At 29.2% G+C, this 16,124-nt stretch carries 19 protein-coding genes; 14 read left to right on the top strand and 5 right to left on the bottom strand.

What is annotated here, in order from left to right; genetic code table 11:
- Window positions 1-198 precede the first annotated feature (198 nt).
- Complete coding sequence (locus ABI549_RS10835; RefSeq protein WP_348076473.1) at window positions 199-360, top strand: hypothetical protein; 162 nt, start codon at window positions 199-201, stop codon at window positions 358-360.
- Between the two features lie 52 nt (window positions 361-412).
- Here ABI549_RS10835 and ABI549_RS10830 read toward each other — a convergent pair whose 3' ends face one another.
- Window positions 413-1,195: an RMD1 family protein gene (locus ABI549_RS10830; RefSeq protein WP_348076472.1), complete on the bottom strand. Its 783-nt coding sequence runs from the start codon at window positions 1,193-1,195 to the stop codon at window positions 413-415.
- Window positions 1,196-1,371: 176 nt separating this feature from the next.
- On the opposite strand from ABI549_RS10830, the gene ABI549_RS10825 reads away from it, so the two are divergent.
- The 12 genes from ABI549_RS10825 (at window position 1,372) to ABI549_RS10770 (ending at window position 10,272) form a co-directional block, all read left to right on the top strand.
- Window positions 1,372-2,040, top strand: a complete 669-nt coding sequence (locus tag ABI549_RS10825; RefSeq protein ID WP_348076471.1) for an FAD-binding oxidoreductase — start codon at window positions 1,372-1,374, stop codon at window positions 2,038-2,040.
- 119 nt (window positions 2,041-2,159) lie between these two features.
- Window positions 2,160-2,636: a universal stress protein gene (locus ABI549_RS10820; RefSeq protein WP_348076470.1), complete on the top strand. Its 477-nt coding sequence runs from the start codon at window positions 2,160-2,162 to the stop codon at window positions 2,634-2,636.
- A 263-nt stretch (window positions 2,637-2,899) separates the two neighbouring features.
- Window positions 2,900-3,517 (top strand): hypothetical protein, encoded by a 618-nt coding sequence (locus ABI549_RS10815; protein WP_348076469.1) that lies wholly within the window; start codon window positions 2,900-2,902, stop codon window positions 3,515-3,517.
- 32 nt (window positions 3,518-3,549) lie between these two features.
- Complete coding sequence (locus tag ABI549_RS10810) at window positions 3,550-3,678, top strand: hypothetical protein (protein WP_348076468.1); 129 nt, start codon at window positions 3,550-3,552, stop codon at window positions 3,676-3,678.
- Window positions 3,679-3,803: 125 nt separating this feature from the next.
- Complete coding sequence (locus tag ABI549_RS10805; protein WP_348076467.1) at window positions 3,804-4,886, top strand: efflux RND transporter periplasmic adaptor subunit; 1,083 nt, start codon at window positions 3,804-3,806, stop codon at window positions 4,884-4,886.
- Window positions 4,886-6,142: an FtsX-like permease family protein gene (locus ABI549_RS10800; RefSeq protein WP_348076466.1), complete on the top strand. Its 1,257-nt coding sequence runs from the start codon at window positions 4,886-4,888 to the stop codon at window positions 6,140-6,142. Before ABI549_RS10805 ends, ABI549_RS10800 begins: the two co-directional genes overlap by 1 nt.
- Entirely contained in the window at window positions 6,142-6,822 is a 681-nt protein-coding gene (locus ABI549_RS10795) for an ABC transporter ATP-binding protein (RefSeq protein WP_348076465.1), read from the top strand. Before ABI549_RS10800 ends, ABI549_RS10795 begins: the two co-directional genes overlap by 1 nt.
- Before the next feature lie 128 nt (window positions 6,823-6,950).
- A complete protein-coding gene (locus tag ABI549_RS10790; protein ID WP_348076464.1) occupies window positions 6,951-7,610 on the top strand; it encodes a BON domain-containing protein in 660 nt (219 codons plus the stop codon).
- A 74-nt stretch (window positions 7,611-7,684) separates the two neighbouring features.
- A complete protein-coding gene (locus tag ABI549_RS10785; protein ID WP_348076463.1) occupies window positions 7,685-8,575 on the top strand; it encodes a J domain-containing protein in 891 nt (296 codons plus the stop codon).
- 13 nt (window positions 8,576-8,588) lie between these two features.
- Window positions 8,589-8,945, top strand: coding sequence for a hypothetical protein (locus ABI549_RS10780; RefSeq protein ID WP_348076462.1), 357 nt, complete (start codon window positions 8,589-8,591; stop codon window positions 8,943-8,945).
- Window positions 8,946-8,967: 22 nt separating this feature from the next.
- Window positions 8,968-9,243, top strand: a complete 276-nt coding sequence (locus ABI549_RS10775) for a heavy metal-associated domain-containing protein (protein ID WP_348076461.1) — start codon at window positions 8,968-8,970, stop codon at window positions 9,241-9,243.
- A 27-nt stretch (window positions 9,244-9,270) separates the two neighbouring features.
- The gene (locus ABI549_RS10770; RefSeq protein WP_348076460.1) at window positions 9,271-10,272 is read left to right on the top strand and encodes a 2-hydroxyacid dehydrogenase; all 1,002 of its coding nucleotides are present in this window, start codon (window positions 9,271-9,273) and stop codon (window positions 10,270-10,272) included.
- A 44-nt stretch (window positions 10,273-10,316) separates the two neighbouring features.
- Here the strand turns inward: ABI549_RS10770 and ABI549_RS10765 are convergent, their stop codons facing one another.
- Both ABI549_RS10765 and ABI549_RS10760 read right to left on the bottom strand, forming a co-directional pair.
- Window positions 10,317-11,672: an MBL fold metallo-hydrolase gene (locus tag ABI549_RS10765; protein ID WP_348076459.1), complete on the bottom strand. Its 1,356-nt coding sequence runs from the start codon at window positions 11,670-11,672 to the stop codon at window positions 10,317-10,319.
- Window positions 11,673-11,677: 5 nt separating this feature from the next.
- A complete protein-coding gene (locus ABI549_RS10760; protein WP_348076458.1) occupies window positions 11,678-12,508 on the bottom strand; it encodes an ATP cone domain-containing protein in 831 nt (276 codons plus the stop codon).
- Between the two features lie 207 nt (window positions 12,509-12,715).
- Here ABI549_RS10760 and ABI549_RS10755 point away from each other — a divergent pair, with 207 nt between their 5' ends.
- Window positions 12,716-13,273: a hypothetical protein gene (locus ABI549_RS10755; protein WP_348076457.1), complete on the top strand. Its 558-nt coding sequence runs from the start codon at window positions 12,716-12,718 to the stop codon at window positions 13,271-13,273.
- A 73-nt stretch (window positions 13,274-13,346) separates the two neighbouring features.
- Here ABI549_RS10755 and ABI549_RS10750 read toward each other — a convergent pair whose 3' ends face one another.
- Window positions 13,347-14,783, bottom strand: a complete 1,437-nt coding sequence (locus ABI549_RS10750; RefSeq protein ID WP_348076456.1) for a TolC family protein — start codon at window positions 14,781-14,783, stop codon at window positions 13,347-13,349.
- Window positions 14,776-16,124, bottom strand: a 1,349-nt coding sequence (locus ABI549_RS10745; RefSeq protein ID WP_348076455.1) for an efflux RND transporter permease subunit, incomplete at its 5' end; no start/stop codon positions are given. The genes ABI549_RS10750 and ABI549_RS10745, both read right to left, overlap by 8 nt.

Raw genomic sequence — 16,124 nt, 5'->3', positions numbered from 1 at the left:
GAAGCACTTACCGAAACCAATCGATTAATGAAGGAAATTGATACAATTGAAATTTAATTATTATTGTTTGTTTTTTTCCACGAAGGATTTAGACCACTTCAGGTAAAACCTATTATCATTAAATAATTAATAATTTGATAATATTTAGACAAACAAAAATTAGTTTTAATTTTTAAACTTTATTAAAAACTTAAGCTAATGGAAGTAAATTGGATCGCAATAGGTATTTTGGCATTCTTTGCCGTAATTTTAATTGTTTTTCTTGTGAGACGAAATTTAAAAGATGAAAGGAATCTAGAAGATTTTTTAAATAAAACTGAATTTCCTCCTAACGAAGAAGAAACAAAGGAAGATTTATAGCTTTAAATCATTAATTATACGCGTGTTGTATAATAAAATTTAGGTTAAATACTTAATGTAAAAACAAAGCGATTATTATTTCTAGCACGATTAGTATAATAATAACCCATTCTAAACGTGTACTTTCTCTTACGTTGAGCACATCGGTAAAAAGCGTTAGATTGTTTTCTACAATTTGCAAACGGTAATCTAAATCTTTGAAACGAGGATTAATATCGAAATTAAGTTTCAAAAGGCGGTTAAGCAAATTCAGCTCTTCATTATCCCAAACTAAATTGGGGTCATCGAGAATATACAAATTATCTACAATGCTGTTTTTTACGTTTAGAACTTTGCCTATATACTTTAATAAATTGGTCTTAGAAATACTTATTTTACCTTTTTTTTCTAATTCTATAATATAATGCTTAGAAGAGGAAATAAGCTCTCCCGTAAGCACTTCATAATATTCTAAAGCGACCGATTGCCCTATATTGAGCATCACGATACCAATCACGGCAGCATCTATATGGGGAACGGTTACATAATCATCTTTAACTAGGGCTTTAGGAATGTTTTCGTCTAATATAACACGGTATTCTTCAAACAGGTTTAAATTGACTATCGTTGTAGCATAGTTTGTTATATAGTTTATAAATTCGGTTTTGGCAATAGGATCATAATTCCCAAAAACGACTACACCATAATCAAAAACATACAAGAAACGATTGGAATCATTAAGTGCATAAAAAACTTCGGATGTAGATCCCGAAAAAGCTTTATTACCAAACTCCGCTCTAAATTTTTTAATATTAAAAGCTTCTGCAATTTGTATTGCTTCAATTATAATTTCCATTATCAAAGATTTTGCGTAAATTTAATGAAATTTCGCTAAGAATATAACCGATAAATCATACATAAATGAGATTATTATTGAGGTTTATTCTAATCTGTATATTAACTATCTTTTTAAATTAAATATTAATCATCAAATGGCTAATCCAGAAATTTGAAACAAATAAAAAATAAATTATGAGTGCTCATATTGTTAAAGTATTAGATTCTTTTTATGTTACCCACGATGTAAAATGTTTTGTTGTAGAAAAACCAGCTGGATATGATTTTATCCCAGGTCAAGCAACTGAGGTTTCGATTAATCTTCCTGAATGGAAAAATCAGATGCGCCCTTTTACTTTTACTTGTTTGCGTAGTAAAGAATATCTTGAATTTATAATTAAAATTTATCCAGACCATAAAGGCGTTACAAATATGTTAAGCAGAATTAATGCTGGAGCAGAATTAATTATTAATGATACTTTTGGCACATTACAATATAAAGGGCCTGGTGTTTTTATTGCAGGTGGTTCTGGAATCACTCCATTTATTGCTATTTTTAGAGACTTATACAAAAACAAACACCTAAAAGGCAACAAACTAATATACAGTAATAAAACTTCTGGAGATGTGATTTTAGGAGATGAATTGAGGAAAATGCTTAAGGAAAATTTTATCAATTTATTTACCCGAGAGAAAGTGATTGGATATCTTGGCAGAAGAATAGATCGCAATTACCTTATAGAAAATATTATAGATTTTAATCAAAATTTTTATGTGTGCGGCACTTCCGAATTTGTAAAAAGTATTACTATTTATTTAATTGATTTAGGAGTAAATCCAGATTCACTTATTATCGAAGAATAATTTTTTAAATCTGTAAATTATATAAGTTTTAGTAAAAACTATGTAAAACCATTTGTTTTTAAAATCCTGAAATTTGTTTACCAACTATTTAATTTTTAATAATTTAATACTCCCACAAAATGAAAGATATCAAAATGAATAAAATTTTAATAGCATTAGACTATAATCCTACTGCACAAAAAATTGCTGAAGTTGGGTTTTCATTAGCAAAATCGATGAATGCCAAAGTTGTTTTGCTACATGTTTTATCTACACCTGCAAATTATGTCACTATTTATGATCCTATCATGGGTTTTGGCGGTTTTGCAAACTTAGATGCACAACCAGATATTGAGTACTTAACAAAAACAGCGTTTGGATTTTTAGAGAATGTCAAAAACCATTTGGGTGATTCTACTATTATTACAATTGTAGAAGAAGGTCATTATGCAGATGTAATTCTTGAAACTGCATATTCATCTAGAGCAGATATAATAGTTATAGGAAGTCATAGCAAAGAATGGCTCGAAAAGATACTAGTTGATAGTACAACCGAAAAAATATTACACGATACAAATATTCCTATCCTAATAGTACCAACAAAGAAAAAAGATTAACTTATAAAATCTAAAACATTTTATTACCTTTAGAGTAATTAAATGCTATTGTAAATTTTTATGGTATCTTTTTAAAAAATAAATTACTTTAAATAAATGAAGCTATTCATAAAATATATGGTAATCTGTAATCAAAAAGAATTGAATTAGTATATGAATAGAATATAGAAAAAATAAAACTTTAAGATTACAAATTAAAACTCATTCTAAAAAAAGCACCACAAAAATAGTGAACTTTGTATATGAACCCATTTAAAAAAAATATGAAAAAGTTAATTACTTCTAGTTGTTTAATACTCATAATTCTTTTTATTTCTTGCACATCAACAAAAATAACCAGCAGTTGGAGAGAACCAGAAAAACATCTTCATTCTGGAGAATGGAAAAAAATATTAGTTGTTTCACTACTTAAAAATGAAACCAATCGTCGCAAAGTAGAAGATGAAATGGTAAAACATTTAAAAGGAAAAGGTGTTGCATCCTACACTTATTTAGATGATAACTTTAATAAACAAAATGAAGAAGAATTAAAGAAAAAAATAAAAGCAGACGGTTTTGATGGCGCTATAACAATGCGATTAATAGATGTAGATAAAGAAAAAGTTTATATTCCAGAAGAACGAAATTTATATCCCAATTATTACAATAATTTTAGCCAATACTACAACCGAAGTTTACATTATTATAGTACTCCAGAGTATTATGTAGTTACAAAAACCTTTATAATTGAAACTATTGTTTATTCTATAGAAGAGGATAAAATAATCTGGTCTGGAATTACAGAAACATTTAATCCAAACGGTATTAAATATACTACCAAAGAAATAGCTAAAGTGATTTACAAAAAAATGATTGACGAAGGATTTATTCAAAAGAATTAAAAATTCTGGTTATCAAAAAAGCAATAGCAGAATTGCAAATTGAAAATAAACCAAGTTTTCCTAAAAAGCTTACTGTTATTAATGGAAATGTAAAATATACTAATGAACCTTTTAGCAAGATTATAGATGTTTATGAAGAGTTAGGTATTCCTATAGAATAAACCCATTCGATCGAAGCTTTAAAAAATTCTCTTTGCATATTAATTCAAGGATACCGAAATTGAGACATAAATTAATCGTAAATTTGAATAATCCCTTATTATCGTATTCTAATTAATATTTTACAATGAAATATAAATCTTTACTAATTATAATATTAACTCTTTTTTCATGTAATGATAAGAATGAAGGGATAAAACCAACCATTGGAAATGTTACTGAAAGTGTTTACGCCTCTGGAGTAATAAAAGCAGAAGGACAATATATAGCCTACTCTACTACAAACGGTATTTTAAAAAAAGTAAATGTAACGGTTGGACAATCTATTTCGAAAGGACAATTGTTATTTGAACTTGAAGATGAAAAAGCCCAATTAAATACCGAAAATGCTAGATTAATATACCAATTAAGTCAAAACGACAATCATTATATTCAAGATAAAATTGCAGAAATGGAAATAAAAGTACAAACTGCAAATGATAAACTTTCTCTAGACAAATCTATTTATGATAGAAATAATCGAGTAAAAGAATATAAAATTATTTCCGAAATAGATTTTGAAAAAATTGAAGTGGCCTACAAGAATTCTAAACTTAATTACGAATCTGCTAAAAAACAATTGTCACAACTCAAAGCGCAATTAAAAAACGATCAAAACAAAAACAATATTAATTTAAAATTAAATCAGAAATCACAAAGCGATTTTTCTGTAAAGAGTGCTTTTTCAGGGCAATTATTTGATATTCTAGTAAAAGAAGGAACTCTAGTTTCTCCACAAATTCCATTGGCAATAATTGGACAAAAAAATGATTTTCTTTTAGAACTTGAAGTTGACGAAAATGATATGGTAAGAGTAAAGCTAAACCAAAACGTTTTAGTAACAATGGACAGTTATAAAAATAAAGTTTTTGAAGCCAAAATAAATAAAATATATCCCATTATGGATGAGCGTTCACGAACATTTAAAATAGAAGCTCATTTTGTAAACGTACCACAAAAATTATACCCCAACCTATCTGCTGAAGCCAATATCATTATTGCGACTAAAAAAAATGCAATTACAATTCCAAACAATTATTTATTAAAAGACAATTTTGTATTGGTTAATAAAGACGAAAAAAGAAAAGTAAAAGTAGGTTTAAGCGATTACCAAAAAGTAGAAATTCTAGAAGGATTAAAAGCAGATGAAACCATATACAAACCACAATAATGAACTATAAACTCATTGTAAATATTGCAACACACCTACTCCTTGCAAGACTAAAGCAAACTATTGTTGCAGCTGTTGGGGTTACTTTTAGTATTGCTATGTTTATTACTTTAGTTAGTTTTATGAATGGTTTAAATGATTTACTAGATGGTTTGATGCTTAACAGAACACCTCATATCAGACTATATAATGAAATAAAACCCTCAGAAAATCAGCCGGTTTTATTGTCAGAAAAATACAAGAATAACATCAATTTTATTAACTCTATAAAACCAAAAGATAGAGGAAAATCTATTTATAATAGCAAAGCAATTGTTAGTTTTTTAAAAAAAGACCTTAGAATTATCGATGTAGCTCCAAAAATAACAACACCTGTTTTTTTTAATTCTGGAACCATCGAAATTTCAGGAATAATTAATGGAATTGAAGTTTTATCGGAAGAAAAACTATTCAAGATTAGTGACTATATCATCGAAGGAAATGTAGCTGATTTGCTTCAAAATAATAGTATTATTATAGGCAAAGGATTGGCCGATAAAATGATGCTTACTAAAGGTGATGTTATCAAAATAACTTCTTCTAGAGGGAATCTGGCCTCTCTAAAAATTGTTGGAATTTCACAAATAGGAATTGCAGATATTGATGATGCAATGAGTTATACCTCATTAGCTACAGCACAAAAAATACTAGGAGAACCCACAAATTATATTACCGATATTCAAATCAAATTATACGATATGACTTTAGCAACGTCACTAGCTAAGGAGTATAAACAAAAATTTAATTTAGACACAATCGATTTTAATACCGCTAATTCTCAATTTGAAACAGGAAGTAAAGTGAGAACAATTATTTCTTATGCCGTGGGAATTGTATTACTTATTGTCGCTGGATTTGGGATTTATAATATCCTAAATATGATGATTTATGAAAAAATGGACAGTATTGCCATTCTAAAAGCAACAGGATTCTCTGGAAATGATGTAAAATGGATTTTTGTTACACTTTCCTTAATTATTGGTGTTGTAGGTGGTTTGTTTGGTTTACTATTTGGATATATATTCTCTTCAATAATAAGCATAATCCCTTTCGAAACCGCTTCGTTACCCACCGTAAAGACATATCCAATACATTATAGTGGCATTTTTTATATTATAGGAATTTTATTTGCTCTTTTTACAACCACTATTGCAGGTCTTTTTCCTGCTCTTAAAGCAAGTAAAGTAGATCCTGTAGAAATTATTAGAGGAAAATAATGACAGAAAATAAAGTAATAGAGACTAAAGCGATTAGTAAATATTTTTATGATCCAATCAAATTTCAAGTGATTAAAGATATTGATATGAGCATAAATCACGGAGAATTTGTTTCTATCGTGGGAAAATCTGGTTGTGGGAAATCGACTTTATTGTATTTACTCTCTACGATGGATACTGATTATGAAGGACAATTATTCTTAAATAATGAGCTAATCACAGGAAAGACCGATGCAGAATTGGCAAAAATTAGAAATGAGAAAATTGGTTTTGTATTTCAGTTTCATTATTTACTTTCTGAATATAATGTTCTAAAAAATGTGATGCTTCCAGGATTAAAATTGAATAAATTTTCTGAAAAAGAAATCGAGAATAGTGCTATGGAACATCTTAAAACTCTCGATATGCAAGATCAAGCATTAAAAATGCCCAATCAATTGAGTGGCGGACAGAAACAAAGAGTTGCTATTGCTCGTGCCTTAATAAATAACCCACTAATCATTATGGGTGACGAACCTACAGGAAATTTAGACAAAAAAAATAGCGATCTGGTTTTTGATATTTTTAAAAAACTAACCTTAGAAAAAAAACAAACATTACTCATTGTAACCCACGACAACGATTTTGCTCAAAAAACCAACAGAATTATCACTATGGAAGATGGCAAAATTATTTTATAATATTTTTAAAAACTTAAACTAAATAGAGGAATTATATAAGACTTTCTAAAATTTATATAACATTTTATTTGCAATAATTATCAAGCTTTGTAGTATATAATTAATTTACTAATTCAAGGTTTAAAATCATGAAAACAAATGAAAGTTTGCAAAAAGATGTGCAAGATGCAATCAAATGGGAACCATTATTACATGCTGCAGAAATAGGAGTAATTGTTAAAGACGGCATTGTTACACTAACAGGAACTGTTGATAGTTATACTAAAAAATTAGAAGCAGAACATGCTGCTAAAATGGTTTCTGGTGTAAAAGCAGTCGTTGAAAAAATAGCTATTAATTATGGTAGTTATGGCAAAAAACCAGATGCTGACATAGCTTCCGAAATAATAAACGCTTTCAAATGGAATTGGTCTGTTCCTGAAGAAAAAATAAAAGTAAAAGTAGAAAATGGTTGGGTGACGGTTGAAGGTACTGTAAGTTGGAATTACCAAAAAGAAGCCGCAAATGATTCCGTAAAAAATCTCTTAGGAGTTATAGGTGTAACAAACAAAATAACTATAAAATCTGATATTACTGATCTTGTAGAAAAAAAAGAAATTGAAAAAGCCTTAACTAGAAATTGGACTATTAATCACGATAACATAAAAGTAAAAGTTTCTGCTAATGAAGTTACATTATCTGGAATTGTAAATTCATATTATGAAAAAGATGAAGCAGAACGAATAGCTTGGAATGCTCCTGGAGTTAGTTCTGTAAATAACGAACTATCATTATTTAATGAAAATTAAGCTATTAGCTATCACAATGTAAAGTAATATTGAAATCGATTTTACTTCAAAATATTATTTGATTTTTACAAATCGTGGATTATAAAGACTATTACAAAATACTAGAAATTGATAAAAAAGCCACTCCAGAAGAGATAAAAAAGGCATACCGTCTTTTGGCAAAAAAAAATCATCCTGATAAAAATTTAGGTGACAAAAATGCCGAAGAACGTTTTAAACTAATAAATGAAGCCAACGAAGTTTTGGGTAATCCAGAAAAAAGAAAGCAATATGACGAACTAGGAGAAAATTGGCAACAAAACCAGCAAGCCTATCACCAACAACAAAACCCAAATCAGCAATATTATCAAGGTAACTCATCTCAAGGTTTTGGTGGCTCAGAACAAGGTGATTTTTCAGATTTTTTCGAACAATTTTTTGCACAACAACGAGGAAATCCAAGACAAGAACAGCAAAGAAGAGGAAGTGATTATGAAACAGAAATGGAAATTTCTCTCGAAGAAGCATTTACAGGGACAAGTAGAATTATTCAATTAGAAAATGAAAAGCTTCGAGTAACTACAAAACCAGGTGTATACTCAGACCAACAATTGCGAATAAAAAATAAAGGAGCAAAAGGAAGTACCGAAAATAATCGTGGCGATTTATTTGTCAGAATAAAGATTAAAGACCATCCCAAAATTATACGCAAAAACAATGATTTGTATCAGACTGTAGATATTAATTTATATGATGCCGTTTTAGGAAGTGATTTAATTATAGAAACTTTATCTGGAAAATTAAAAATAAAAATCTCTGCAGGAACTCAAAATGGCAAAACCATAAGACTTAAAGGAAAAGGAATGCCTATTTATGAAAAACCAACATTTTTTGGAAATTTATATCTCACAATTCAATTCCAAATTCCAGAAAACTTAACAGAGAAGCAAATGTCTTTATTTGAAGAATTGAAAGCAATATCCTAACACTATTATTGTTATGAAAACTTATGAAATTATTCCATTAGTAACCAACAATTACTTTATTCACTTAAGAAATTTTGAAGAAGCAATTTATGATTCTAAACTTCAGTATTCTTTAAGTCATCTGGCTTTTACAGAAAACATATCGCCCAAAAACATCGTTGATGCACTGCAAAAATCTTTACAAATTTGTCAATTGGCAGGAATTGAAAGCAAACATCATTTCAAAAAAATTTATGTCTATGATCCTATAGATCACGTGCTACATATTGATTGGAGAATGAGCCAAAAAGGATTCAATTTAATGATTATGCAATTTCCTCAATTGAATGAAAACAGAGCACATTGGCTTTGGAAATTAGCAAGTATCTAAATCAATTTAAAAATAAATAAAAATGAAAACAGAAAAAATAATTATTGCAAACTTAAAATGTGGAGGTTGTGAAACAACAATCAAAAAAGGATTGCTAAAAATTGAAGGCATGACAAGTGTCAAAATAGATAACGAAAATGATACTGTAATTGCAATTCACGATGACAATATTGCAAGAGAAAAAATAACAAATAAACTTCATTCGCTTGGTTATCCTGAAGCAACCGAAGAAAACGGACTCTTATTACAACTAAAGAGTTATGCTAGTTGCATGATTGGTAAAATAAACAATCTATAATTTTCATAAATCATTAAACACAATCATATGAAAGTCTTCGTTTACAGTTCACATCATTTTGAAAAATCATTTATAGAAAAAGCAGCAAAAAATAAGCACGAATTATTTTACTCCGCCTATTCACTAAACGAAACTACAGCAAAACTTGCTCAAGGATGCAAAGCTATATCAATTTTTACTTCATGTGATGCCTCCGATAAAGTATTAGATAAACTATATTATTATGGTGTTAGATTTATAGCACTTCGTTGTGTTGGTTATAATAATGTAGATTTAGCTAGGGCTCAAAAATTAGGAATAAAAGTGGCTAATGTTCCATCGTATTCGCCTTATGCAATTGCTGAACATGCAGTTGCTTTGCTAATGGCATTGAATAGAAAAATTATTTTAGGACAAGAGTTAATGAAAAAAAATGATTTTAGTTTAGATCAGTTAATTGGTTTTGATTTACATGGAAAAACCGTTGGAATTGTTGGAACTGGTAATATTGGTTCTGCTTTTGCGAGTATTATGAACGGTTTTGGTTGCAAACTATTAGGCTATGATATACAAGAAAATAAAGAATTAATACGCAAAACTAATATTATCTATACTTCATTAGACGATTTATGCAAACAATCCGATATTATTTCTGTGCATTGTCCACTTAATACATCTACAAAATATTTATTTGATAAAAATGCTTTTTCAATAATGAAAAAAGAAGTCTGTTTTATAAATACTGCCCGTGGAAGTATTGTAAAAACAAAAGATTTAATTGAAGCGTTAGAAAACGGAACAATTGGCTCAGCTGGAATAGATGTATATGAAAATGAAAAAGACATTTTCTTTCGCAATCACCTCAACAATATCATTCTAGATGAATTGTTTAATAAACTCATTTCTTTACCAAATGTTATAGTTACTGGACATCAAGGTTTTTTAACAACAGAAGCTTTAACAGGTATTGCCGAAACCACATTAAACAATATTAATGAATGGGAAGAAAACAATAAATGTAAAAATGAATTGTCTATAACTAATCTTTAAAACATCAATAATTATTATCCCTAATAAACACCACCTCAAAAAAACTACAATTCGATCTCTTGTCCTAATAAAGGAACAGAAGTATCAAATGCATACTTTTCTTGAATTTTTATACGAAGTTCATCAGCCGCTTGATTTTCTCCATGAACTAAAAACACTTTAGTTGGTTTATCTTTCAGTTCAGAAAGCCAATTTAACAAACCCTCTTGATCGGCGTGAGCAGATAAACTCTCAATTTCAACAATATTGGCTTTTACTTCATAATATTTTCCACGAATTTTAATGTCTTTAGCACCTTCTAATAATTTTCTACCACGTGTTCCTTCCGCTTGATAGCCAATCATAATCACTGTAGTTTCTGGCAAACTAATATATTGTTCCAGGTAACTAAGAACTCTTCCTCCTGTAATCATACCACTAGCAGCAATAATTACTTTTGAATTTTTGTTATAAATTGTTTCAATAGTTTCTTTATAATCAGTAATCATGGTAAACATTTTGCACATTGCTACAAAATCCTGTTCAGGAAGTTTGTGCCAATTTTTATTATTTGCAAAAATATCAAGTACGCTAATTCCCATTGGCGTATCAATTATGTAAGGAATGTTTGGAATTTTATCTTCTTCTCTCAATTGCCAAAGTAAATACATAATAGTTTGAGCTCGCTCGACTGCAAAACTAGGAATGATAATCGTTCCTCCTTTTTGAATCGTATTGTTAATGTATATTTCGAGTTCTTCTTTTGTATTAGTATCTGGATGTAACCTATTTCCGTATGTACTCTCAAGAAAAATATAATCTCCTTTTTTAGGTTTTACTGGAGGATACATTAATAAATCATTATCACGACCAATATCACCAGAAAAAACTAGTATTTTATTTTCGATAGATAATTCGATACTACAAGCTCCTAAAATATGCCCTGCATTAGTATAAATCGCTGAAATTTGTGCATCTAGAGATACAACTTCGTTTTGTTTTATCACTCTAAAAAGAGGCAAAACTTGTTCTACTTGCTCTACGGTATAAAGAGGTTCGGCTATTTCATGTTTTGAAAACTTATCCTTATTTGCTCTAAAAGCATCTTCTTCCTGAATTTTTGCGCTGTCTAAAAGAATTAATTTTGTAATATCTTTTGTGGGATTTGTACAATAAATTTTCCCTTTAAAACCTTGATTTACTAATCTTGGTAACCAACCGCAATGATCTAAATGTCCGTGTGTAAGTAAAACAAAATCGATGCTAGATGGCAAAATAGGTAATGGTTCCCAGTTGAGTTCTCGTAATGGTTTTATCCCTTGAAATTGTCCACAATCAATCAAAATCCTAATTCCATTACTTTCTACTAATGTTTTAGAACCTGTTACTGTTCCTGCTCCTCCAATAAATCTTATTTTCATAATTTCTAAATGTATTTGCATAATTCTGACGCTTCTTTCAAAACATTCTTAATTCGGCTGTTGCTCAAACCAATTTTTTCTAAAGATTCAGAGTTATTAATTATTTCTTTTACCATAATAATATCTAAAATGAGTAACTTATCTTTTTCTGACAATGATAATGTAGTTAAACAAGTAATGGGATACAAATTGTTATTGTCTATTTTGGTTCTTAGATTATTATTTATTGGATAATCCCAACTCAATAAATCTAAACCTGAACACATTGCAAAATTTATAGCATCTGTCGTAAACCTATTATTGGTTATAATTTTACATTTTAAAATCTTATCATTATTAGAAAAAATGGGATGTGTTTTATCTTTTAAATCATTAAAACGAGACAAAATATACATGGGTACTTTTACGTCCGAATTAACTTCTCTTTTAGCATGAAACTTACATTCAATCATAGTAATAACTTCCTCTTTTTTAAGCATAACATCAATTTCGTGTGAGATACATTTTCCTTGCAATGTTAAATTAATTCTAGTTTGATAACCTTCCGATAAAAAAAGTCTAGAAATATATTTTTCGAAGAAAAAACCTGCAGGTCCTAATAACTCTATAGCTGATCTTAAATTATAGCGAGCTGCGTGAGAATTAGATGATTTTTTTAGTAAACTAAATGCTAATTTATAAATACTTTTTGTAGTAATCCCTTCATATATTTTCTTTTCGATGGTTTCGATAACCTCATCAACAAGAAGTTCATTAGCTCCAGATTTTAAAAGAGAAATTTTGAGTTTACTTTTATCAAAATCTACAATATCTCCAGAATGCTTAATGATTTTCATTTATAATACATTTAAATTCTACAGGTAAAGATCGGTAAATTTTAATTACATAATCTTATATAATTTTTAATAAATGTTATATTATAACTAGATTTCTAATTATAACATGTAAATAATATAAGTCTTTTTTAAAATTATGTAACTATAATATAATTAATGAATATGAAATTTGTTAAATATTTATGTATGTACTAAAAAAAATAAGTCATGAAAAATAACATTTTATCAATAGCAATCTTGATTCTTATTTCTTTCAGTTTACCATTGTTCTCACAAGTAAAAAAAACTGAAAAAGAAATAAAAAATAATGATAGTTTAGAATTAAATATTTTACCTGAAATTGTAATTAAAAGTGTTAGAAAAGATTTTTCTCGTTATTTACCAAATTATAATAATCCAGATAATACTGTTAATAAAATTGAAGAAAAACTAATCTCATATGATTTAGGCAAAGATTATGAAGGTAATGAAGAATATTTAGTTGTTATGAAACTAAATGATAATATGCTAGTTGCAACATATAACTCAGACGGAAAACTAATAAGAGTTGTAGAAGAGTACAAAAATGTAAAGCTTCCTACAAATGTTATTTATATGGTTTATAAAAATTATCCTGGTTGGACAATTGTTAAAGACAAATTTCTATATACTCAAGAAAAAGGGAATGTTACTAAAAAACAATATAATATTAAGATTAAAAAAGAAAAAGAGCGAGTTATCAACTTAGTCGTTTACCCTAATGAGAATATTATTAAAAAAAAGTAATCATTATAAAACAAAAACAGTTGCAAGAATAATTCTTACAACTGTTTTTTTTTATTAAATCCTGTTGATTATTTTATTTCCAACCGCCTCCTAGTTCTTTATAAACATGAACCACCGTATTTAGTTGTTCTTTTTTAGTTTCTACAAGTTCTAGTTTAGTTTCTAATGCATCACGTTGTGTCATCAGCACTTCAAAATAATCTACTCTTGCAGATTTAAATAAGTCATTAGAAATATCAATAGATCTGCTGAGTGCTTCCACTTGTTGTGATTTTAAATCATAACTTTTTTCTAAATTATCTATTTTAGAAAGTTGATTAGAAACTTCTAAATAAGCATTTAAAATAGTACGCTCATAATTATACATCGCTTGAAGTTGACGAGCATTAGCATTTTTAAACTCAGCTTTAATCGCATTTCTATTAATTAATGGTCCTGCAATATCTCCAGCTAATGAGTAAAGTAATGACTCAGGTAATTGAAATAAATAAGATGGTTTAAAAGCATTTAATCCTATTGCAGCAGAAATATCTAATGACGGATAAAATTCTGCTCTCGCTACTTTTACATCTAATTTTGCAGCAACTAGTTCTAATTCTGCTTGTTTAATATCAGGGCGATTCGCTAATAATTGTGAAGGAATTCCTGATTGTATAGCCGATGGCAACAAACTTAAAAAATTACTATTGTCTCTTTTTATTTCTTGAGGATAACGAGCTAACAAGAAGTTAATTCTGTTTTCAGTTTCTTTTATATTCTGAAGAATATCAAACTCTTTACTTTTAGAAGACAAGACTTCAGCTTGAAATTTTTGAACAGCCAATTCAGTTGCTCTAGCAGCTTCTTTCTGAATTTTTACAACTTCTAAAGCACTCGTTTGCAGTTGAATATTTTGTCTTACAATTTGTAATTGATTATCTAAAGCCAATAATTCGTAATAAGAATCAGCCACTTCAGCAATTAGGTTTGTTATCACAAAATTTTTACCCTCAATAGTTGATAAATATCTGCTCACTGCCGCTTTTTTCGAATTGCGTAATTTTTTCCAAATATCTACTTCCCAGTGTGCATAAGCTGCCACCTTATAATCAGTTAACGGATCTGGAAATTCCATACCAGGAGTTATTTCTGTAGTAGCATCACCTGCTCCTTGGCTGGTATATCTTCCTACTTTTTCAACTCCAGCACCAGCACCAATAACAACAGATGGCAAAAGTGCTCCTTTTCTCATTCGGATATCATTTTTTGCCATTTCAATTTCCTGTAAAGTAATCATTAGCTCCTGATTATTTTTTAGAGCAGTATCGATTAAATCTACCAAATTTTGATCCTTAAAAAATGTTTTCCAAGGAATAGTAGCTGTATTTATTGTATCCTTACTCGGATTTGCATAAGATTCCGGTACAGTTTTACCTGTGCTTGATGCAGCAATTTCTGGAGTTTTACAACTTACCACAAAAAGAGAAACGCTCAAAGCAATTATATATTGGTGTATTTTAAATTTATACATTGTGATCAATTTCTTCGGTTAATGGATTTTCTTTTTGATTTTTTATGTAGGTAACTCTTTCAGCAATCTTACCAAAAATGTAATACAATCCTGGGATTACAAATACACCACATATCGTTCCTATCAACATTCCTCCTACTGCTGCAGTACCAATAGTTCTGTTACCAATCTTACCTGGCCCAGTAGCAAACACCAATGGAAGTAAACCTGCAATAAAGGCAAATGAGGTCATCAAAATTGGACGGAATCTGGTTTTTGAACCTTCAATAGCAGCTTCTAATACAGTTTTTCCTGCGGCATGTCGCTGAATAGCAAATTCCACAATCAAAACGGCATTTTTACCCAGCAAACCAATAAGCATTACCATGGCAACTTGAGCATAGATATTGTTTTCTAAGCCTGTTAACTTCAATAAAAGGAAAGCTCCAAAAATACCTGCTGGCAAAGATAGAATTACTGAAAATGGTAAAATAAAACTTTCGTATTGTGCGGCTAAAACCAAGTAAACGAAAGCCAAACAAATTAAGAAAACCCAAATGGCTTGATTACCTTGTGATACTTCATCAGCAGAAATACCTGCCCAATCAATATCATAACCTCTAGGCAGTTTAGCAGCAGCCACTTCTTGAATAACTTGAATAGCTTTTCCACTACTATATCCAGATGCAGCAGAACCACTAATTTCAGTAGAAGTATACATATTATGTCTTGTAATTTCTGATAGTCCGTAAACCTTCTCTAATTTCATAAAGGCTGAAAAAGGAACCATTTCATCACGAGAATTTTTTACATATAATTTTAAAATATCCTCAGGCTTTGCTCTATATTCTGGAGCCGCTTGAACGATTACTTTGTAATTATAACCATATTTAATGAAACTGATTTCATAATTACTTCCCACTAAAGTTGATAAGGTATTCATAGCATTTTCAATAGAAACTCCTTTCTGTTGTGCTAAATCATTATCCACTTTCAGCATATATTGTGGAAAACTTGCGCTGTAAAAACTAAATACATTAGATAATTCAGGACGTTTGTTGAGCTCTTTTACAAATTCATTATTAACAGCTTCCATTTTTTTGTAATCCCCAGAACCAGTTTTATCTAACAAACGAAGCTCAAATCCTCCAGCAGCTCCATAACCTGGCACAGCTGGTGGTTGGAAAAACTCGATGTTTGCCCCAGGAATATCTTTACATTTTTCTTCTAAATCTGTCATAACCTCTTGAACAGATTCTTTTCTATCTTTCCAATCCTTAAGATTGATCAAACAAGTTCCTGCATTAGATCCAGTACCCTCAGTCAAAATTTCATAACCTGCTAATGAAGAAACAGAGGCTA

This window comes from Flavobacterium sp., from assembly GCF_039932285.1.
Taxonomy (GTDB): domain Bacteria; phylum Bacteroidota; class Bacteroidia; order Flavobacteriales; family Flavobacteriaceae; genus Flavobacterium.
The sequence above is the reverse complement of the archived record's forward strand: the minus strand, read 5'-3'. Positions and strand labels throughout refer to the sequence as shown.

Coding starts and splice junctions, on each gene's coding strand:
- ABI549_RS10835 (WP_348076473.1), top strand. CDS start 199: ATGGAAGTAAATTGGATCGCAATAGGTATTTTGGCATTCTTTGCCGTA.
- ABI549_RS10830 (WP_348076472.1), bottom strand. CDS start 1,195: ATGGAAATTATAATTGAAGCAATACAAATTGCAGAAGCTTTTAATATT.
- ABI549_RS10825 (WP_348076471.1), top strand. CDS start 1,372: ATGAGTGCTCATATTGTTAAAGTATTAGATTCTTTTTATGTTACCCAC.
- ABI549_RS10820 (WP_348076470.1), top strand. CDS start 2,160: ATGAAAGATATCAAAATGAATAAAATTTTAATAGCATTAGACTATAAT.
- ABI549_RS10815 (WP_348076469.1), top strand. CDS start 2,900: ATGAAAAAGTTAATTACTTCTAGTTGTTTAATACTCATAATTCTTTTT.
- ABI549_RS10805 (WP_348076467.1), top strand. CDS start 3,804: ATGAAATATAAATCTTTACTAATTATAATATTAACTCTTTTTTCATGT.
- ABI549_RS10800 (WP_348076466.1), top strand. CDS start 4,886: ATGAACTATAAACTCATTGTAAATATTGCAACACACCTACTCCTTGCA.
- ABI549_RS10795 (WP_348076465.1), top strand. CDS start 6,142: ATGACAGAAAATAAAGTAATAGAGACTAAAGCGATTAGTAAATATTTT.
- ABI549_RS10790 (WP_348076464.1), top strand. CDS start 6,951: ATGAAAACAAATGAAAGTTTGCAAAAAGATGTGCAAGATGCAATCAAA.
- ABI549_RS10780 (WP_348076462.1), top strand. CDS start 8,589: ATGAAAACTTATGAAATTATTCCATTAGTAACCAACAATTACTTTATT.
- ABI549_RS10775 (WP_348076461.1), top strand. CDS start 8,968: ATGAAAACAGAAAAAATAATTATTGCAAACTTAAAATGTGGAGGTTGT.
- ABI549_RS10770 (WP_348076460.1), top strand. CDS start 9,271: ATGAAAGTCTTCGTTTACAGTTCACATCATTTTGAAAAATCATTTATA.
- ABI549_RS10765 (WP_348076459.1), bottom strand. CDS start 11,672: ATGAAAATAAGATTTATTGGAGGAGCAGGAACAGTAACAGGTTCTAAA.
- ABI549_RS10760 (WP_348076458.1), bottom strand. CDS start 12,508: ATGAAAATCATTAAGCATTCTGGAGATATTGTAGATTTTGATAAAAGT.
- ABI549_RS10755 (WP_348076457.1), top strand. CDS start 12,716: ATGAAAAATAACATTTTATCAATAGCAATCTTGATTCTTATTTCTTTC.
- ABI549_RS10750 (WP_348076456.1), bottom strand. CDS start 14,783: ATGTATAAATTTAAAATACACCAATATATAATTGCTTTGAGCGTTTCT.